Below are 20351 nucleotides of genomic sequence, written 5' to 3'. Positions count from 1 at the left end.
GGGGGTCTCGTCCTCCGCGTGCGACAATCTCGGGCCGCCCGGGGGCGGCGGGCGGGCGCAGATCGGGTCCCCCCCCCGGGCGGGGGCGCGCCCCGCCCCCGCCCCCCCCACGGCGGTGAGTTTGGCGGCGTCGAAGACCAGGTTCAGCGCGTAGCCGACGCCGAGGAACATCAGTCCCCAGCGCAGCCAGGCGTCGAGGCCGTCGGTGCGCACCCAGTTCCAGATGAGCCACGACGTGATCAGGACGGCCACGGTGTGGGCGAGCAGGTAGAGCACGATCTGCTCGCGCATGAAGGGTGTCGTGGCGTAGTACGTGTCCAGGTCCCGCAGGCGTTCCACGGGCGCGTCGGCGAGGGCGAACAGCGTCCACAGGGCGGCGATCACCCCCGAGTAGACGCCGACCACCCAGCGCACGGCACGGCGGGTGTCCGCGGCGCGCTCGGACGGCCCGTTGCGCCAGGTGATGATCAGCAGCAGGCAGGAGCCGCAGAAGGCGGTCAGCAGGGAGTACACCCAGGGCGCCGAGATGTTGGTCACGCCCGTGACCCGGTTGGTCCAGGCGATGGTCGAGGGGGCCGCGAAGACGAACACCACGCAGGCGAGCAGCAGCAGACCGCCGACCGCGCGCAGCAACGGGTCCCGCCAGAGCCGGACTACGGTGGGCAGCTTGATCGCGAACGCGGCCGTCAGGATCGCGGCCGGTATCCAGAAGGATATGTACAACTCGCCGAGCACGTCGGCCGGTTCGAGCGCCGACACCGTCGTCACCGTGGCGCACCTCCCCGCCCGCGGTAGCCGAGCGACCTCTGGACCGGGCTGGGGGGCGTGGCGCCGGTCCGCCCCGGCAGCAGGGGCCGGCAGGCGGCGGCGAGGCGGTGACCGAAGTCGTCGGCGTCGGCCTCGTCGTCCTGCCGGGAGCCGTCGCGGGCGGCCGCGGCCAGTGCCACGTCCGTCCAGCCGGGCCGGTCGGCCAGGGCGCGGACGGCGGTGGACCCGACGCCGTGGTGGTGCCGGTGCCCGGCATGGATGTGCCACAACTCGTGCCCGAGGATGACCAGTTGCTGGACCGCCTCGGCCCGTTCCTCGACGATGACCAGGTCGCGGTCGTGGAACTCCACCCACAATCCGGTGACCAGCAGTTCGTCGGGGAACCGTTCGAAGCGCAGCTCGACCGGCCGTCCGGCGCGGCGCGCGGCCATCTCGGCGCACAGCGTGTGGCACAGCTCCCGCACGTCGCGCGGTGCCCGGTCCTGTGCGCGGGCCGCTGCGGCGAGGTCGGCGGCCAGGGTGCCGGCGGAGCCGCCGCGCGAGCGCCTGAGTGCCGCGGCGGCCCGGACGGCCCGCCCGCGCGCGCCCGCGAGGTTCATGCCTCCCCCTTCTCGTGGCTGGTCCGAAGCCCTCCGAGGTTACGCGTCCGGGTCTGTTCGCGTCATGTGATCGAGGGACATCTGTTCAACGCGGAACGACTACCGGCCGCGGAAAGTCCTGCGCGACCCATTGACGCGCCCGGCGTGCGACCTTACGGTCCCGTTCGAAGTTACGAGCGTCATACGAAATATCGAACGACGCAATCTCGAACGGTGAAAGTTCAGAGCGACTCTCGTTCATGACAGATGGGCAGGGCATGGGACGACCTGACCTGAATCGCAGGCACTTTCTGGCCGCGGCGGGTGGCCTGACGGTCGCGGGAAGCTTCGGCTTCGCGGCTCTCGGCACGGGCGCCGACGCCCTGGCCTCCGACGCGGACACCCGGGTGCGCTACTGGAACCTCTTCAGCGGCGGCGACGGATACAACATGATCGCGATGCTGGACGCCTTCCGGAAGGACAACCCCGGCATCGACGTGAAGGACTCCACCCTCCAGTGGGGCAGCCCCTTCTACACCAAGCTCGCCATGGCGGCCGCCGGCAACCGCGCACCGGACCTCGGCGTGATGCACCTGGGCCGCGTCACCGGCTTCTCGCCCGGCCGCCTCCTGGACCCCTGGGACGTCGGCCTGCTCGCCAAGTACGGCGTGAAGGAGGCCGACTTCAACCCCGAGCTGTGGCGCCGCGCCGTCATCGACGGCAAGCTCTACGCCCTCCCCCTCGACATCCACGTCCAGCTCTGCTTCTACCGCAAGGACGTGCTGGGGAAGGCGGGCCTGCTCGGCGACGACGGCCGGATGGTCCCGGTCACCTCCGTCGACGAGTGGTTCGACGTGCTGAAGGAAGCCAGGAAGGCCACCGCGAAGGGCCTGCAGACCATGGGCTTCTGGCACAACGACCAGAACTTCCAGTGGTGGTTCTTCGTCGCCTTCTACACCCAGCTCGGCGGCACCTGGTTCGACGACGCGAAGACCGACGTCACCTTCGACACCGACAAGGCCGTCCAGGTGCTGGAATTTTTGCGCCGGCACATCGCCGACGGGTACGCCGACCCTGGCTTCGGGGGCGGCGCGGGCGCCGAACAGTTCGTCAACGGCTCCCCCTTCGCCTGGGAGGGCAACTGGTCGGTGCCGGTCTTCTCGGGGGCGAAGCTCGACTACGGCGCCACCCCGCTGCCGCCCGTCTTCGGCGAGCGGGCCACCCACGCCGAGTCGCACTCCTTCGTCCTGCCCCACCAGGCGGACCGCGGCGGCGCCGCCAACGAGGCCGCGCACCGGCTCGCCGCCTATGTCGTCAAGCACGCCCGGCAGTGGGCGGCCGGCGGCCACATCCCCGCCTACACCCCCACCCTCTCCACCGCCGCGTACCGGGAGCTCCAGCCGCAGAACGAGTACGCCGACGCCATGGAGCAGCAGGCCACCGAACCGAAGGTGTGGTTCGCCGGCTCCACCGGCATCCTCGCCCAGCGCGTCGGCCCGATCGTCGTCTCCTCCACGATGGGCTCCACCAGGCCCGAGGCCGCCGCCCGCCGGATGAAGGGCGCGCTGACCGAACTGCTCGCCATGAAGAACCCCATGGACGGCCGGACCGCCGCGCAGGGAGGTGCCTGATCATGACCACCAGCGCCGAGACGATCGTCCGCCCCGCGCGCGCGAGGACCGCCGCGGCCGGCGCCACCGTCCGCCGCAGGCAGGGCTTCCAGCACGGCGGCTGGTTCGTCGCCCCGTTCCTCGCCCTGTTCGCGCTCTTCGTGATCTGGCCGCTGCTGCGCGGCCTCTACCTCAGCTTCACCGACGCCAACATCTCCGGCGACGGCGCGAGCTTCATCGGCCTCGACAACTACCGCGAGGCCCTCCAGGACCCCCTGATGTGGGACGCGCTCGGCCACAGCGCGTACTTCACGCTGCTCGTCGTGCCCTGCATCACGGTCCTCGCCTTCCTGCTGGCGATGCTCGCCCACCACATCGAACGCGGCAAGTGGCTGTGGCGGCTGTGCTTCTTCCTGCCCTTCCTGCTGCCGTCCACCGTCGCCGCCAACCTGTGGCAGTGGCTGTTCAACCCCGGCACGGGAATGATCAACCACGTCTTCGGCCTTCAGACGCCCTGGCTGACCGACAAGTCCTACGCGCTGCTCGCCGTCGTCATCACCACCCTGTGGTGGACGGTCGGCTTCAGCTTCCTGCTCTACCTCGCCGCCCTCCAGGGCATCCCCGCCCACCTCTACGAGGCCGCCAAGCTGGACGGCGCGAACGCCTGGCACCGCACGCTCCACATCACGCTGCCGATGCTGCGCAACATCACCGGCCTCGTCGTCGCCCTCCAGATCCTCGCCTCGCTCCAGGTCTTCGACCAGGCCGTCGTCATGCAGGACTTCGGGCCCGGACCGGAGGAATCGACCCGCACCTTCGTCCAGTACACCCTCGAACAGGGCTTCACCAGCTACCGCGTGGGCTACGCCTCCGCGATCTCCATCATCTTCTTCGTGCTCATCGCGGCCGTCGCCCTCGCCCGGATGTGGCTGCTGCGCAACCGTGAGGAGGGCGGCCGATGACCACCGCCGCACCATCGATCCGCACCCGGCCGCGCAGGAGCTGGACCCCCGGCCAGATCGTGCTCACGCTGCTCGGCACCGCCGTCTCCGCCGTGTTCCTCGCCCCCCTCGCCTGGGCCCTGTTCACCTCCCTCAAGTCGGAGACCGAGGCCGTCGAGGTACCCACGCACTGGCTGCCCGAGGAGTGGACCGGCCAGGCCTGGTCGGCCCTCTTCGAGACCGGCAACATCACCAACTGGTTCGTCAACTCCCTCGTCGTGTCGGTCTGCGTCACGACGGTGGTCCTGCTGGTGAGCGCGCTGGCCGGCTACGGCTTCGCCCGCACCGAGTTCCGCGGCAAGGGCGCCCTGATGGCCCTGGTGATGGCCGGCCTCATGATCTCCCCGGCCGTGCTCGGCGTGCCCCTGTTCACCACCGTCCAGCAGATGGGGATGGTCGACACCTACTGGGGCATGATCCTGCCGCAGTGCGCGCCGGCCGCGATGGTCTACATCCTCTACAAGTTCTTCCAGGGCATCCCGCGCGAGCTGGAGGAGGCCGCCTTCATCGACGGCGCCGGCCGCTGGCGGGTCTTCTTCACCATCATCGTGCCGCTCTCCCGCCCGTCGCTCGCGGCGGTCGGCATCTTCACCTTCATCAGCTCCTGGAACAACTTCCTGTGGCCCTACATGGTCACCAACAACCCCGACCTGATGACCATGCCGAACGGCATCGCGACCGTCATGAACTCCTACGGCATCCAGTGGGCCCAGCTCATGGCCGGCGGCCTCATGGCCGGCCTGCCCCTGATCGTCGTCTTCGTCTTCTTCCAGCGGCAGATCGTGGCGGGCGTCGCCCACACGGGATTGGCGGGACAGTGACCGTACGCAGAATCCTCACCGCCGCGGCGACCGCGGCCCTGATGGCCCTGCTGCCCCACACGGCCCAGGCGGCGCAGAGCTACCCCGACCCGCGCCCCATCACGGGCCAGGAGATCATCCACGACCCCACCGTGCTGCGCCTCAGGTCGGGCGGCTACGTCGCCTACTCCACCGGCGGCGTCATCGGCGCCCGCCTCTCCGAGGACGGCAGGCACTGGGACGACGCGGGCAACGCCTTCGCGAAGCCCCCGGCCTGGTGGTACGAGTACAACGACACCGGCGACCCGTGGGCCCCCGACCTCACCTACCGCGCCGGCCGCTACTGGCTGTACTACGCCGTCTCGTCCTGGGGCACCAACCACTCCGCGATCGGCGTCGCCACCTCCCGCACGGGCCTGCCCGGCACGTGGACCGACCACGGCAAGGTCTTCTCCTCCGAGACCACGGACACCTGGAACGCCATCGACCCGGCGGTCGTCCGCGCCGACGGCAGGCTGTGGATGTCCTTCGGCTCCTACTGGTCCGGCATCCGCATGGTCGAGCTGGACCCGAGGACGGGCAAGGCCGTCGAGGGCGCGGAGGTCCACCACCTGGCGACCCGGCCGGACGAGCCGTACGCGGTCGAGGGCCCGGAGATCGTCAAGCACGGCCGGTACTACTACCTCTTCGCCTCCCACGACGCCTGCTGCTCGGGCGTGGACAGCACGTACAAGATCAAGGTCGGCAGGTCGACGTCGGTCACCGGCCCCTACGTCGACAGCACGGGCAAACCGCTCCTGGAGGGCGGCGGAGACCTCCTCCTGGCAGGCCACGGCCGCTACATCGGCACCGGCGGCCAGTCGGTCTTCCGCGACCGGGGCCGCGACTGGCTGGCATACCACTACTACGACGCGCGGGACGAAGGCACGCCCAAGCTCGGCCTGAACGCCCTGAACTGGACGAAGGACGGCTGGCCGGCCGTCGGCCGCTGACCCGCACGCCCCACTCCCGCAGACGAACCCGAAACCCCGAAAGGCAGCGATGCGAACCGCCCGCTTCACCCTCGACCCCGCCTTCACCGTCGGCGAAGTCAACCCCCGCCTCTTCGGCTCCTTCGTCGAGCACCTCGGCCGCTGCGTCTACACCGGCGTCTTCGAACCCGGCCACCCCGCCGCCGACGAGGACGGCATACGGACCGACGTGCTGGAGCTGGTCCGCGAACTCGGCGTCACCGCCATCCGCTACCCCGGCGGCAACTTCGTCTCCGGCTACAAGTGGGAGGACTCGGTCGGCCCGGTCGAGGACCGCCCCCGCCGCCTCGACCTGGCCTGGCGCACCACCGAGTCGAACCGCTTCGGCCTGTCCGAGTACATCGCCTTCCTCAAGAAGATCGGCCCCCAGGCCGAGCCGATGATGGCGGTCAACCTCGGCACCCGGGGCGTCGCCGAGGCCCTCGAACTCCAGGAGTACGCCAACCACCCCTCCGGCACCGCCCTCTCCGACCTGCGCGCCGAGCACGGCGACAAGGACCCCTTCGGCATCCGGCTGTGGTGCCTGGGCAACGAGATGGACGGCCCCTGGCAGACCGGCCACAAGACCGCCGAGGAGTACGGTCGCGTCGCCGCCGAGACCGCCCGCGCCATGCGCCAGATCGACCCGGACCTCGAACTGGTCGCCTGCGGCTCCTCCGGCCAGTCCATGGAGACCTTCGCCGCGTGGGAGGCGACCGTCCTCCAGGAGACCTACGACCTGGTCGACCACATCTCCCTGCACGCCTACTACGAGCCGCACGACGGCGACGTCGACTCCTTCCTCGCCTCCGCCGTGGACATGGAGTCGTTCATCGAGAACGTCGTCGCCACCTGCGACCACGTCGGCGCCCGCCTCAAGTCCAAGAAGAAGATCAACCTCTCCTTCGACGAGTGGAACGTCTGGTACATGGCCAAGACCCAGGCGGAGGTGAGCGCCCTCGACTGGCCCGAGGCGCCCCGCCTGCTGGAGGACAACTACAGCGTCACCGACGCGGTGGTCTTCGGCTCGCTCCTCATCGCCCTGCTGCGGCACGCCGACCGCGTCACCGTCGCCTGCCTCGCCCAGCTCGTCAACGTCATCGCCCCGATCATGACCGAGCCGGGCGGCCCCGCCTGGCGCCAGACGACCTTCTTCCCCTTCTCCCAGGCCTCGAAGTACGGCCGCGGCGAGGTCCTCGACGTCCGGGTGGACTCACCGACGTACGAGACGAAGAGGTACGGCGAGGCCGACCTGCTGCACGCCACCGCCGTGCGCGCCGAGGACGGCTCGGTCACCGTCTTCGCCGTCAACCGCTCGCGCACCGAGCCGCTGCCGCTGGACGTCGCCCTCAGCGGCCTCGGCCTCACCGAGGTCGTCGAGCACAGCGCCCTCGCGGACGCCGACCCCGACGCCCGCAACACCCTCGCCGAGCCCGAGCGGGTCGTCCCGCACGCGGTGGACGGCACGGTGGTGAGCGACGGCAGGCTGAGCGCCACCCTGGAGCCGCTGTCCTGGAACGTGATCCGGCTGCGCTGAGGCCCGCCCCAGTGCCCGCGGGCGACGTCCGGGCGTGGGCGGCACGATCCCCGGGAGACAGAGTGCTCCGGTGCCGCCCGCGCGCCGGGAGGAGGCAGGCCGGAGGCACGGAGGTTGGCCGAAATGGCTGTTGTTGGCGTGTGACCGGCGACGATGGAGTGGCTGATGAGGCCGCGCCTACGGGAAGCGAGGAGCGGAGCGAACACATGTGACGGGGAGCACGATGACGTACGTGGTGGAGCTGCCGCTCGACGACGGCCCTGACGGAGCGGCTCGTGCCGTCAAGGTCGAGGTCCAGGAAAAGCCGGGAGACGGTCTGGTCAAGGTGGCCCGGCCCGGACAGGTGGTGGCCAGGGCGAGCCGCTCCATGGGAGAGATGCTGTCCGGGCTCCGGCCCGTGGCCCAGCAACTGGTGAACACGTTCGGCGAGACGGCGCCGGGCCCGCAGGAGATCACTGTGGAGTTCGGCCTGTCGCTGTCGGCCGCGGCGGACATCGTGATCAGCAGCAGCACGGCCCAGGCGCACTTCACCGTGACCCTCAGATGGGACCGGAGCGGGAACGGGGACGCGGGCCGTCCGACGGCCGAACCGGGGGCTTGAGGGTGCCGGAAACCGCCCCGACAGGCGGGAACGGCCCGGCGGCGCTCGGCTCGGCCGTCCTGCGCGTCACGGACCGGCAGGGAAACTGCTGGGGTGCCGGTTTCCTGGTCGGCGAGCAGACCGCCCTGACCTGCGCCCACGTGGTGAGCGCCGCCCTCGGGACGCCCGAGGGCGAGCCTCCCGCGGAGGCGGCGCGGGTGTTGGTCGATCTGCCTCTCCTGCCCGCGGCCGAGTCCGGCCGGGCCGCGGTGCCGGCCCGGATCGTGCACTTCGCGGCGGGGGACGACGACGTCGCGGTGCTGCGTCTGGAAACCGTGCTCCCGCGGGGACGCCCGGTGAGAATGGTCGACGCGCCGGACGTGTGGGGGCACCCGGCCCGGATCTTCGGCTTCCCCCAGGGGCGCCCGGCCGGCGTGTGGCACGCCGGAGTGCTCCGCTCCCGCCAGGCCGACGGATGGATCCAGGCCGACCTGGCGTCCCACGGCTACCGGGTCTCCGGGGGATTCAGCGGCAGTCCCGTGTGGGACGAGGATCTGTCCGCCGTCGTCGGCATGGTGGCCGTGGCGGAGTCCGGGGAGCCCGCGGCGAGTTATCTCATTCCCTCGGGCGCGCTGCTGCGCGTATGGGAGCCGTTGCGGGCCCTGACGTCGCCGGTCTCCCCGTTCCGCGGCCTGGCCCCGTTCCGCGAGACGGACGCCGCGTGCTTCCACGGCAGGGAGGAGGAGAGCGAGGAGCTGACCGCCGAGGTGGCGGCCGAGCGCCAGGTCTGCCTGGTCGGCCCGTCGGGGTCGGGCAAGTCCTCGCTGGCCCTGGCCGGCGTGGTACCCCGCCTGCGTGCCCAGGGATTCTCCGTGGGCGTACTGCGGCCCGCCTCCGGCAGCCGGCCACTGGCCGCGCTGGCCGCCGCGCTACTGCCCCTGCTGGAGCCCGACCTGTCCGCCGTCGACCGGCTGGAGCGGCTTCCGTCCTTGGCGAGCATTTTTGAGCGGCAGGGCGTAGCGGACACCGTCACCGCGATACGGGAACGCCAGGGAACCCGCGCCCTGCTCCTCGTCGTCGACCAGTTCGAGGAACTGCTCGTCTCCGCTCCCGGCCTCGTGGACGAGTTGGCCGACGCGCTCTACACCACGCCCCTGCCCGAGGGCCTGCACGTGCTCACCACCCTCCGCGCCGACTTCCTGGACAGCGCGCTGACCCATGCGCGGGTGGGCACGGCCTTCCGCAACCGGCTCTACGCCCTCGCCACTCCCGGCCCGCGACAGCTTCGCCGGATCGTCACCGCACCGGTGGACGCCGTACCGGGAGTCGGCTACGAGGCCGGTCTCGTCGAGCGCGTGCTCGCCGACGCGGGGCAGGAACCGGGCGCGCTGCCCCTGCTCGGCTTCACTCTGGACCGGCTGTGGCGGAACCAGGACGGCGGAGTCCTCACGCACGAGTCCTACGAGGAACTGGGCGGCGTGGCGGGAGCGCTGGGACAGCACGCGGAACGTCTGTGGAACGCGCGCGTCCCGCGGCACGCGGCGCCCGCCGCACGCCGGCTGTTCGCGACACTGGTGCGCGTGCCCCTCGGCACCAGCGCGATCACCCGGCGGACCGCCCTGCGCGGTGAACTGGACGCCGAGGCCTGGGACATCGCGCAGACCCTGGCCGACGCGCGCCTGCTCGTCACCGGGCGCAACGCCGAGGGCATGGAGACGGTCGAGGTGGCGCACGAGGCCCTCATCGGCGAATGGCGGCGCCTGGCCGACTGGACCGAGGAGGACCGCGCGTTTCTCGTCTGGCGTGAAACGCTGCGCCACGACAGCGAACGCTGGGAGCACGGTGGAAGGCCGCCGGATCTCTTGCCGTCGTGGTCGGCCCTGGACGCGGCCGAACGCTGGCTGCCCGACCGCGGCCGGTTCCTGACCGACGCCGAGCGGGACTACCTGCGTCGCGGTCGGGCCTACCGGCACGCGCGACGGCGGAGACAGCGCGCGCTGACCACCGTCATCGCCTCCCTCACCGCCCTCGCGGTCCTCTTCGGCGCACTGTTCGCCTACTACCGCTACGTCAGTGACCAGCGCGCCGCGGAGTCCGCCTCGCGCGCGCTGGCGCAGAGCTCGGCCGACCTGGGAACCTCGGACCCGGTGGTCTCCGTCCTGACGGCGCTGGCGGCCTACCGGACGTCGCCGACGGATCAGGCCCGCGACGCCCTGCTGCGGGCCCGGCTCGCCCACCGTCCCGAGCATCGCATGCTGTCCGGGTCCGACGGCTCGGTCGGTGGTGTCGCCGCGAGCGAGGACGGCGAAGTGGTCCTCGTGCACTCGGACTTCGGCAAACCCACGCTGCACGTGCACGCTGCCACGGGAACGGTACGCACTCAACGGCTCGACCTGCCGTACCAGGCCAGACTGAGCTTCGTCTCCCCGGACGGGAGCCGGGCCGGGTTCTTCACCGACGAGCGGGAACTGGTGTGGTTCGACGTGCGGCGCGACGGCGATCCCGGTGAGCTCGCCGGTCCCGAGCATCATCTGCCGCCCCAGCTCCAACCGCCCCCCGGCTACAGCACCGTCGGTGACGACGCCGCGGTGTCGAGTGACGGGCGGATCGTCGCACAGACCGGGGCGGACGCGACGTCGATCGCCTGGTGGGATCTCGAAAGGGGGACGTCGGGAACGGTTCCGCTGCCCACCGGGTTGTCGGAGACCAGCCGCTTCGACGGTGTGCACATCGGCTCGGACGACCGAGAACTGCTGGCCAGTGTCTGGGACCGGAAGACCGAGAAGGGCACGCTGCTCGCCGTCGACCGAAGCACGCGGAACTCGCGGGTCGTCGTGGCACCGACCCCGCTCTTCGAGGTGTCCGACGCGGGGAACGCCGTAGCCGTCTGCGAGTCCTCGAAGGAGCACGGAGAGCGCGTACTCACCGTACGGAGGACCGGGCGCCCACAGGAGACGCTCCGCTACACGGGCTCGGGCCTGGGAGACGATGAGCAGTGCGGGTTGGAAGCCGTTGCCGACAGCGGCAGATGGGCGGTGACACAGGAGTACGGCGGTACGGGCGGATACCGTTTCTACCTGCTCGACCTCGAAAACGGTCGGCGTTTCTCCACCGGGAGAGCCGTGGACTCGAGCACAACGGTACAGAAGGTGGTCACGGTCGACGGTGCCCCGGTGATCCTGGCCGCCACGGAGAAGAGCGTGCTGTTCATTCCGGCCCAGCCGGAGAGCCCCCGGATGGATCCGCTGCCGCTTGCGGCCTTCTCTCCGGACGGGAAGTCCTTTGTGGGCCTGGCGGACAGCGGGAAGCGAATCGTGCGCCACGCGTCGGACGAGGGCGGCAAAGTGCTGGCCGAAGCGGAACGCCGGGCGGGCGACTTCGAGAACCGGGACGCGGTGCTCGGGTTCAGCGCGGACGGGGAGGTGGTGGCCGACCAGACCGGGAAGCGCACCGTCGTGCTGCGCCGGGCCTCGGACTTGCGCCCCCTCCGTACGATCACCGCGGTGGATCCGCCGGACGGTGGCTCGACGTTCAGTTACCTCCTGCCCGGAGACAGCGTGGTGACGCTGTCCGGCCCGGTGGTGCAGCAGTGGGACCGGAGGACCGGACGGCAGACGGCGCGGACGGACTTGCGTCGTCTGATCAACGGGGTCACCGCCAAGAGCGTTCTCCAGGTCAGCCACTCTCCGGAGCCCGGTCACCTGGCCGTCGTCGTGTGGGGCGACCCGAGGGTCCACATCATCGATCCGGTGACGGGGAGCGAGCTGAGGACGGTCAGGACGGGACCGGACACGGCGAGGGTCGAGTTCGCCCCGGACGGGGAGTCCTTCGCCGTGCTCCGCAGAGGAGGGAACGTCGAACTCTGGCGGAGCGACCCGCCGCACAGGAAAATCGGGCCGATCTTCACCAGCGACCCCCACAGCCGTGGCTTTGTCGCCCAGTTCCTCCGCGACGGGCGTTTCCTGCTGGCCTCGCGTACCTCGGTGCACTTCTACGACATCGGCGAGGGCAGGTCGGAGGACACCTACACCTTCGGCGTCCCCGTCGACGGCTTCCGGGGGTACTCCTACGTCGACGCATCGGTCGACGGCAGGAGTCTCATGTTCCGGGACGACGAGATGGTGGGCTCCGCGTACCGGTTCATCCGGCTCGACGCCGCCCTGTGGAAGCGCCAGCTGTGCCGAGTGATCGGTTACCGGGAATTCACCCCTGCCGAGAAGGAGGGCCTGGGCATCTCCCTTCCGCAGGAGCCCCTCTGCCACGACGGATGACGTGGTCCGTCCCCGAGCGCCGTCGGTGCCTCGGTCTCAGTCCCGGCGCCTGCCGGGCGAGGGAACGGGCTCCACCCGCACCCCTCCGGCCGCGCCGCCCAGCAGCTCCAGCCGCACCGTCCCCGTCCCCGGCGCCGACGTGCCGTCGGACAGCACCGCGAGGGCCAGGGTGTTGGCGGCGGCGCGGGTGCGCAGGATGCCGTTCGGCAGGACGAAGGTGTGCGGTGCGCCCGTGACGTCGCCCGCGTACTCGCCCATGTTCCAGCCGTTCAGGAAGAGCTGGGCGCGGCCCCGCCCGCCACCGAGGACCAGCCCGACGGAGGCGTCCACGTCCGGCGGCACGTCCAGCCGGAAGGTGGTCCGGTACCAGGTCACGCCCTGGCGCCGGTCGCCGCCGCCGGGGGAGGAGACGGGCTCCCAGCCGCCGTCGTCGTACCCGGGCAGATGCCAGCCGTGCCGTTCCCCGTACAGGCCCCCGTTGTTCAGCGGCCCGCGCACGGGGTCGGCGGCGGCCGTACCCATGATCCGCCACGCCACCTCGGGCGAGGCCCCCTCGAAGGCGGCCGAGGCGAGCCCGCGGGCCGCCTTGTAGTCGTCCTGGTCGTGCTGGGTGCGCCGGACCAGGACCGACAGCACGGGCGGGCCACCCGCGCCGGGCCGCTCCCGCAGCGCGGCCCGCGGTCCGTCCGGCAGCCGGAACCGGGCCGTGGCGGTCCACGTGCCCTGCCGGCCGTCCCCGCCCACGCGGTGCGTGCCCAGCGGCTCCCCGTCCAGCCAGGCCATCAGCAGCCCCCGCGCGCCCGTGCGGTAGGACAGGGACACCGACTCCAGGCCCGCGGCACCGGTGAGCCGGCCCCGGTACCAGACGTCGCCGTAGTGGAAGCCGTAGTCGTCGGCGAAGAGCACCGGCTGCCCCTCGGGCACGGGGGTCGTGCTGGACGACGTCTTCCGGTCGGCGGCCGTCCACCCCGAGTCGTCGTAGCCGGGCCGGGACTCCGGGTTCTCGTCGCGGCGCCGCCAGCCGTCCAGCGCGGGCAGGACCAGCTCGGGCACGCCGGGCAGGGACCGGGTGGTGTACAGGCTGTGGGCCCGGCCGAGCCGCGTACGGACCGGGCCGCCGTTCCAGGACACGTCGGTGATGCCGGGCGGTGCCCACACCTCGAGGCCGCACTCCTCCACGGTGTCGCCGGTCAGCCGGATGGTGTTCCCGTCCAGGGCGGCGTCGCGCAGCAGCGCCGGGCCGTACACCAGCACCCGGCCCGACGGGGTCTCGTACGGCCACAGCTTCAGGGAGGCGGCGTCGTCGGCGAGGAGCAGGATCATGGTGCGGTCGGTCTTGCCGCTGCGGATCCGCAGCCGGGTCAGCCGGTCCTCCGCGAGCTCCACCGTGACGTGCAGCTTCCCGCGGACGTACGTCCAGGCTGCCTCCTCGTCCAGCCGGGTCGGCCACGGCTCGTGCGGGCAGTCCAGCACCAGGTGCGCCTTCTCCCCGGCCCGGCCCACGAAGGCGGCGATGTCCAGCTTCCCGACGCTCATGGAGAGCATGGGCTGCACGGTGGCGTACGCCAGTTTCCGCCCCGCGCCCAGGTGCAGCCCGGTGGCGAACAGCTTGGCGTCCCGGCCGGGGACGGTGACCTCCACGTCGGTCCCGCCCATCGGCAGCCTCGACGTGACGTCGGCGGCGGAGCCGTTGCGCACGACGTAGGCGTGGGTGCCGGTGTCCGGGTTGGCGAGGTGCCGCACCCGCAGGCGGGCGTCGGCGGCCCGTACCTCGGCGGCCTCCTCCAGCCGGGTGAAGTCGGGCACGTGGCGCAGGAGCTGCCCGAGCTGGTGGAGCGGGGCCGTCCTGTCCGTCGGCCGCCGCGCCTCGTCGATCCCGGCGGTGGGGTCGTACGTCGGGCCGGGCGCGGACGGTGCGGGCAGCCAGCCCCAGGAGGTGCCGCCGAACGCGGTGCGCACGTGGTGCAGCGCGACTCCCTGCGCCAGGTGTGCGAGGTGGGCCTGCCGTGCCTCGCCGGCGTTGCGGGACCGCTCGGGCTCGCCCGGGGCGACGGGGGTGTCGGCGTGCAGCAGGGGTACGTCGATCCCGTCGGCGCGGACCTTCTCGTGCAGGTGGGTCAGCTGGGTGCGCTGCGGGGCGCCGAGGCGGTAGAGCAGGACCGTGCCGGTGCCGCGGGTGTACAGGTGCCGGGCGGCGACGGCGTTGACGCGGCTCAGCCACTCGTCGGCGTGGCGCAGGTACGCGGGGTCGGTGGTCCGGGCCTCGCCCCCGGTGACCGTCAGCCAGCCGGGCAGGCCGCCGGCGTCCACCTCCGCGCCGATGTACGGGCCGGGGTCCAGGACGACGTACATCCGGGTCTCGGCGGCCGTGCGCAGGAAGAGGTCCAGGTCGCGGACCCCGGTGAAGTCGTACTCGCCCGGGGCGGGGGAGTGCACGTTCCAGGCGACGGGGACGCTGACCGCGTTGTAGCCGTACGCGTGCATTTTCTGCAGGACGTCCCGCCACAGGGACGGGCTCGGCAGCCGGAAGGGGTGCATCTCGCCGGCCCACAGGGCCAGGCGCCGGCCGTCGACCAGCAGGGAGTGGCGGTCCAGGGCGACGTGGTGGCGCTGCCCGTCGGCGGCGGGCGGGCCGGGCGGCGGGCCGGTGGGCACGGGGCCGCGGGCGCCGGAGCGGGGCAGTGCCTGGGTGCTCACGCTGCCACCGAGCGCCAGACCGAGGACGGTGGTGCCCGCGAGGGTGCTGAACGCTCGTCTGCTGAGCCTGCTGAGCTCCAAGGGAGCCTCTCCTGTTTGCCGTGCTTCCGCTGCTTCGCTGCCGGGCCATTCTGCACAACCGGAGCGGTGCTGCGGTAAATGGCCAAAGTGTGACCTGTCCGCGTCCTGCGGCCGAACATACGATGCGAGCGCATCGTGAATGACATGTGCACAACATGTGTGCAGTGCATTCAACTACACCCCCCACTGACCGGGATGGGAGACCCATGGCCACCGGCCTGCTCCTGAGCGGCACGATCGCCGCGCTCCTCACCTCCGTGCTGCCCGCGCAGCACCAGCCCTCCGGCGGGTTCGAGGACCCGCCGCCGGACAAGATCGTCATCAAGGTCGCCACGGTGAACGGCTCCGGCTGCCCGCAGGGCACGGCGGCGGTCGCCGTCTCGGAGGACAACACGGCCTTCACCGTGACCTACAGCGACTACCTCGCCCAGGCGGGCGGTGACTCGCCGCCCACGGCCTTCCGCAAGAACTGCCAGCTCAACCTGCTCGTCCACGTTCCGCAGGGCTTCACCTACGCCGTGGCCAGCGCGGACTACCGCGGCTTCGCCGCCCTTCAGGACGGCGCGAAGGGCACCCAGCGGGCCTCGTACTACTTCCAGGGCTCCCCGAACACGGAGTACCGCACCCACCCGTTCGACGGCCCCCTCAACGACAACTGGCAGGCCACCGACAGCACCGACTGGGCCCAGCTGGTCTGGGCGCCCTGCGGGGTCCAGCGCAACTTCAACATCAACACGGAGCTGCGGGTGAGCACGGGGACGTCCGACCCCGCCGAGGTGAGCTTCATGACGATGGACTCGACGGACGGGGACATCAGCACGGTGTACCACCTGGCGTGGAAGGAGTGCCCCGACTCCTGACCGCCCGCGTTCCGGCCGCCCGGGTCACGCCCCGCTCGGGCGGCACACCAGCGGCCTGGCCAGCTCCGAGCAGGGGCGGTGGCCCTTGGAGCGGATGATGTCCTTGCCGACCTCGTCGGCGAGGTAGCGCAGGAAGCCCGCGGCGACGGAGTCCGCCGGCGGCTCGCCGTAGGTGTAGGCGATCTCGGTCTCCCAGAAGGGGTACGCGCCCTGGTCGGCGCCCTCCAGTGTCGCCGGGTAGCCGTCGATGCGGACCTGCCGCACGCCTTCGTGGGCGGTGGCGGAGCCGACCTCGCTGTGGCCGAGGGCGCCGGGCGTCGCGGCGACGGCGTCCAGCAGGGCCGGCGTGCCGCCGACCTCGCAGCGGCCGGGTCTGCCGGAGTCCAGACTGCGGCAGTCGTTGGTGGTGACCGCGGGCAGCGGGGCGCCGTCCAGCACCCGCTGCTCCAGGGCGGTCCGGGTGCCGGAGCCCGGGTGGCGGCTGACCAGCTGGACCGGCAGGTCGTTGCCCCTGACCTGCCGCCAGTTGGTGATCCGTCCGGCGTAGATGTCCCGGACCTGCTTCAGGGACAGGTCCCGCACACCGGTGTCCTCGCTCACCACCAGGGTGAACAGCGACAGCGCGACCGGCCTGGGAAGCAGTTGCGGGCGGCCGTCGGACTTGGGGCCGTCGCTGAAGGCCAGCCGGTCGCCCAGCCCGCCGTCCTCGCCCAGCTCCGCCTTCTCGCCCGCCGCGGCGAGGGTGTCCAGGCCGGGGACGCTGCCCCGGAACGAGTTGTCGGTCAGCGGTATCCGGGCGTCCGGGCAGGTCTTCGTGTACTGCTCGGCCGCCAGTTCCAGCACCGGCTTGAAGGCGGTGGAGCCCGACAGGTGCAGCGTGCCCGCGGCGCAGTCCAGCGGGGCGGCGACCGCGTCCTCGCCCCGTGCGAAGGTGGACACCGACTGGGCGACGCTCACCAGGACGAGGAGGGCGAGCAGCCAGCGGACCGGCCGGGAGGCGAAGGGGTAGTACTCGGTCCTCTTGATGGTCCCGCCGCGCACCCCGCCGACGATGCCCGCGCTGATCTCCGGGCCGGGCAGGTCGTCCCCGGCCGCGTCGGGGAGGCGGTCCAGCACCGCCAGCACCTTGTAGTGGGCGCGGCGGTTGAGCTTCACCTTGGGCAGCGTGATGACGCCGTCCGCGGCTCCCAGGCCCGCCGTCCCCGGTTCGAAGAACTCACGCAGTACGGGGTGGCTGCACTCCGTCACGACCATGCCGACCACACGGCGGCCCGGGAACGCCGCGCGTACGCCCACCGGGTCGTCGACGCGGGCGACGTAGTCCTCCTCGACGATCGGGGTCCAGCCGACGTTCTCGATGCGCAGCAGGACGACCGAGGGATCGTCCAGGTCGACTCCGTCCCACTGCATGCGCTGGAGGACCCTGGCCTGCGGTCCCGTGGACGTGCCCGAGTCCCGGGCGCTGGTGTCCATCTGGACCCGGTAGCCCAGCCGTTTGCGGCCCGCCACGACGAACTCCCACAGGGCGGCGACCACGGGCACGGCGAGGCCGAACACCGCGATCACCGACTCCCACGAGACACCGCTCATGACCGACTCCCGACGCAGGCACGCACATGGATGGGGAGGCCATGTTGTCCGGGCGGAACCGTCCTCGAACACGGTTGCGCCGACCATCCGTCAGGAGTTCACCGGTGGGTCACCTGTGCCACGGGGTGTTTTCCGGACGTTGGTTGCCGTTGTCGCGCGGGCCATTGACGCGCAAGGGGTTCGATTCTACGTTCCGTCCGACAGCACGATCGGCGTTCGAGATATGGAACAGGAGCGTCCCCCCATGAGGCGCAGACGAACCGCACTCCTCGCCCTCCCCACCGCCGCCCTGCTCGCGCTCGTCCCCACCACGGCCTCGGCGTACCCCGGCCCCGGCCGGGTCACCGGCTCCGTCGTCACCCACGACCCGACGATGATCCGCACCGCGTCCGGGCAGTACCAGCTCTACGCCACCGGCGGGGGCATCAGCAGCAAGACGTCCTCCGACCGCACCGCCTTCGCGGCGGGCGCCGACGCCTTCGGCTCCCGGCCCGGCTGGTGGTCGCGCTACTCGTCGGTCCCGGAGGCCTGGGCGCCCGACATCTCGTACCACGGCGGCAAGTACCTGATGTACTACTCCGTCTCGAAGTTCGGCTCCAACACCTCCGCCATCGGGCTCGCCGGCTCCGCCACCGGGCAGCCGGGCAGCTGGAGCGACTACGGCATCGTCTACACCTCCGGCTCCTCCAGCGACTACAACGCCATCGACCCCAACCTCTTCGTCGACGACGACGGCAAGTGGTGGCTCTCCTTCGGCAGCTGGTGGACCGGCATCAAGATGATCCGGATCGACCCCTCCACCGGCAAGCAGCACGCCTCCGACACCGCCCGGCGCTCCCTCGCCTCCCGGCCGTCCGGCACCAAGGCCGTCGAGGCCCCCTACATCGTCAAGCGGAACGGGTACTACTACCTCTTCGCCTCGTACGACACCTGCTGCGCCGGCACCAGCTCCACGTACAAGATCAAGGTGGGCCGGGCGACCAGCGTCACCGGGCCCTACCGAGACCGGAACGGCGTCTCGATGATGAACAACGGCGGCACTCCCGTGCTGGAGTCGCACGGCAGCGTCATCGGTCCCGGCGGGCAGTCGGTCATGAACGACGTCGACGGTGACCTGCTCGTCTACCACTACTACGACGGCAACGACAACGGCACACCCAAGCTCGGCATCAACCTCCTGGACTGGAGCAGCGGCTGGCCCGTCGCCTACTGAGCGGCGGTGGCAGGGGGGGCGGCCCGTCAGCCCGTCCGGCCCATGCTCGCCGGTCCCGGCCACCCCGTCGCCGGGACCGTCTGCAGGCCGTCGGTCCCCCTGACCTGGGCCGCCGTGAGTCCGCCGCGGGCCGGGACGCCGGGCGGGGTGGGGGCGGCGGGCGCCGGGTACTGGACCGCCGCGGCCGGGGCGGGTGCCGGGTACGGCGACGGGGCGGGCGCGGACTGGGGGACCGGTGCCGGGTGGGGGGCCGGCACCGGTCCGGGATACGGCGCCGGCTGGGGGGCGGGCGCCGCTTGCGGGGCCTGCGGAGGGGCCGGCACCGGCATCGGGCCGGCGGTGGCCGCCGCCGGGGCGACGGGCACCGCGGCGGGGAGCGGCACGCCGGTGCCGGCGGCGGGCGCGGCGGGGAGCCCCGGAGGGCCGGCCGGCCGGTCGGAGAGCGCCCGCATCCCGGCCCCGTTGGTCTCGCTCACCAGGCGGTCCACCGCCGCCGTGCCCGAGCTGTAGCCGGTCCCGGTAGCGGGCTCGGGCACGGCGGCTCCCCTCCCGGACCCGTAGAGCACCTGTTCCAGGCCGGACACCAGGCGACGCACGTCCACCTGGGGGCGCACCACGAGACGCAGGAAGCGGCTGGACGAACCGATCTTGTTGCCGCACTCACGGACCAGGATCCGGTGCTCGGTGAGCATCCGGTCCCGGACCACGGTGCCCTCGGCGCCCACGGGGAGGCGCACGAAGAGGAAGTTGCCCTGGGAGGGATAGACGGTCAGACCGGGCAGCGCGGAGAGCTGACTGGCCATCTCCAGACGGTCGCGGCGCACCTGGTGGAGGCTCCGCGCGTACTCCGGCCCGTGGTCGCGCAGCATGAACACCACGTGCTCCGCGAGGGAGTTGAGGTTCCACTTCGGCAGCATGGCGCGCACCCGGCCGGCCAGCGCCGGGTTGGCGACCAGGTAGCCGAAACGGATGCCGTGCAGGCCGAAGTTCTTGCCGAGGCTGCGCAGGACGACGACGTTGGGGCGCAGCGTCGCCTCCTGCACGACGCTGGGTTCCGCCTCCGCGTCCGCGAACTCCAGGAAGGACTCGTCGATCACGACGAGGTCCCGGTCGGCCATCGCGTCCATGAACCGCACCAGCTCCTGCTTGTGCAGATAGCCGCCGTCGGGGTTGTTGGGGTTGCAGACCACCACCGCCCGCGTCCCCCGGGCCCGGACGAACTCGGCGTACCGGGCGAGGTCGAGGGCGAAGCCGCCGGACTCCTGGAGCGGGTACATGTCGACCCGCTTGCCGGTCTCCATCGGCTGGTCGGTCCAGCGGCCGAAGGTGGGGACGGGGACGGCGAGGGACTCGCGGACCAGCAGGTGGTCGATCCAGGTGATCAGCTCGGTGGAGCCGTTGCCCATCGCCACGCACTGCGGGGGCAGTCGCAGCAGGCCGCACAGCTCGGCCGTGATGGTGTCGGCGCCGCTCGGGTAGTACGTGATGATCTCGCGCAGCCGGCCGGCCATCTCGTCGAACATCGCCGGGGTGGGGAAGTACGGGTTGCAGGGGATGCAGAAGTCCACCGGGCCCGCGCCCGCCTCGCCGCCGCTCTCCCGCGTCAGCGCCGCCATCGACGGGCTGTGCGCCGCGGTGCTGCGGAACAACGAGGTGACGTTGCCGGACAAGTGGACCTCCGTCTGTGGGCGGCCCGCGCGGGGGAGCGCGGGCCGCCCTTACATACGGAGGGACGAGTGACGCCGTTCAACACCT

The 20351-nt window shown here is 71.8% G+C and carries 13 protein-coding genes and 1 pseudogene; 9 read left to right on the top strand and 5 right to left on the bottom strand.

Features of this window, described 5'->3' with window-relative positions:
* Both ACFW47_RS02250 and ACFW47_RS02245 read right to left on the bottom strand, forming a co-directional pair.
* Window positions 1-768, bottom strand: a pseudogene (locus ACFW47_RS02250) (hypothetical protein); the annotation flags it as partial.
* Window positions 765-1367 (bottom strand): toxin-antitoxin system, toxin component family protein, encoded by a 603-nt coding sequence (locus tag ACFW47_RS02245; RefSeq protein WP_386304435.1) that lies wholly within the window; start codon window positions 1365-1367, stop codon window positions 765-767. The pseudogene ACFW47_RS02250 and the gene ACFW47_RS02245, both read right to left, overlap by 4 nt.
* A 257-nt stretch (window positions 1368-1624) precedes the next feature.
* Between ACFW47_RS02245 and ACFW47_RS02240 the strand changes: the two genes are divergently transcribed.
* From ACFW47_RS02240 to ACFW47_RS02210, 7 genes are all read left to right on the top strand, one after another.
* On the top strand, window positions 1625-2977 hold the full coding sequence (locus ACFW47_RS02240) for an extracellular solute-binding protein (protein WP_386304433.1): 1353 nt from the start codon (window positions 1625-1627) through the stop codon (window positions 2975-2977).
* A gap of 2 nt (window positions 2978-2979) precedes the next feature.
* Entirely contained in the window at window positions 2980-3918 is a 939-nt protein-coding gene (locus ACFW47_RS02235) for a carbohydrate ABC transporter permease (protein ID WP_386279027.1), read from the top strand.
* On the top strand, window positions 3915-4778 hold the full coding sequence (locus ACFW47_RS02230; RefSeq protein ID WP_386304430.1) for a carbohydrate ABC transporter permease: 864 nt from the start codon (window positions 3915-3917) through the stop codon (window positions 4776-4778). The genes ACFW47_RS02235 and ACFW47_RS02230 overlap by 4 nt, the downstream gene beginning before the upstream one ends.
* Window positions 4775-5749: an arabinan endo-1,5-alpha-L-arabinosidase gene (locus ACFW47_RS02225; protein ID WP_386279031.1), complete on the top strand. Its 975-nt coding sequence runs from the start codon at window positions 4775-4777 to the stop codon at window positions 5747-5749. Before ACFW47_RS02230 ends, ACFW47_RS02225 begins: the two co-directional genes overlap by 4 nt.
* Window positions 5750-5798: 49 nt before the next feature.
* Window positions 5799-7304, top strand: coding sequence for an alpha-N-arabinofuranosidase (locus ACFW47_RS02220; protein WP_386279033.1), 1506 nt, complete (start codon window positions 5799-5801; stop codon window positions 7302-7304).
* Between the two features lie 223 nt (window positions 7305-7527).
* Window positions 7528-7905 (top strand): CU044_2847 family protein, encoded by a 378-nt coding sequence (locus ACFW47_RS02215; protein ID WP_386279038.1) that lies wholly within the window; start codon window positions 7528-7530, stop codon window positions 7903-7905.
* 2 nt (window positions 7906-7907) lie between these two features.
* Window positions 7908-12155, top strand: a complete 4248-nt coding sequence (locus ACFW47_RS02210; protein ID WP_386304427.1) for a trypsin-like peptidase domain-containing protein — start codon at window positions 7908-7910, stop codon at window positions 12153-12155.
* 36 nt (window positions 12156-12191) lie between these two features.
* On the opposite strand, the gene ACFW47_RS02205 is transcribed toward ACFW47_RS02210, so the two are convergent.
* Complete coding sequence (locus ACFW47_RS02205; protein WP_386304423.1) at window positions 12192-14933, bottom strand: beta-galactosidase; 2742 nt, start codon at window positions 14931-14933, stop codon at window positions 12192-12194.
* Between the two features lie 206 nt (window positions 14934-15139).
* On the opposite strand from ACFW47_RS02205, the gene ACFW47_RS02200 reads away from it, so the two are divergent.
* Window positions 15140-15793, top strand: coding sequence for a DUF4360 domain-containing protein (locus tag ACFW47_RS02200; RefSeq protein WP_386279044.1), 654 nt, complete (start codon window positions 15140-15142; stop codon window positions 15791-15793).
* 24 nt (window positions 15794-15817) lie between these two features.
* Here ACFW47_RS02200 and ACFW47_RS02195 read toward each other — a convergent pair whose 3' ends face one another.
* Window positions 15818-17383 (bottom strand): substrate-binding domain-containing protein, encoded by a 1566-nt coding sequence (locus ACFW47_RS02195; RefSeq protein WP_386279046.1) that lies wholly within the window; start codon window positions 17381-17383, stop codon window positions 15818-15820.
* A gap of 244 nt (window positions 17384-17627) precedes the next feature.
* On the opposite strand from ACFW47_RS02195, the gene ACFW47_RS02190 reads away from it, so the two are divergent.
* Window positions 17628-18596 (top strand): arabinan endo-1,5-alpha-L-arabinosidase, encoded by a 969-nt coding sequence (locus ACFW47_RS02190; protein WP_386279048.1) that lies wholly within the window; start codon window positions 17628-17630, stop codon window positions 18594-18596.
* Between the two features lie 26 nt (window positions 18597-18622).
* Here ACFW47_RS02190 and ACFW47_RS02185 read toward each other — a convergent pair whose 3' ends face one another.
* Window positions 18623-20266, bottom strand: a complete 1644-nt coding sequence (locus ACFW47_RS02185) for a pyridoxal phosphate-dependent aminotransferase (RefSeq protein ID WP_386279050.1) — start codon at window positions 20264-20266, stop codon at window positions 18623-18625.
* Window positions 20267-20351 lie beyond the last annotated feature (85 nt).

This window comes from Streptomyces sp. NPDC058796, from assembly GCF_042745235.1.
In the GTDB taxonomy this organism is placed as follows: Bacteria; Actinomycetota; Actinomycetes; order Streptomycetales; family Streptomycetaceae; genus Streptomyces.
The sequence above is the reverse complement of the archived record's forward strand: the minus strand, read 5'-3'. Positions and strand labels throughout refer to the sequence as shown.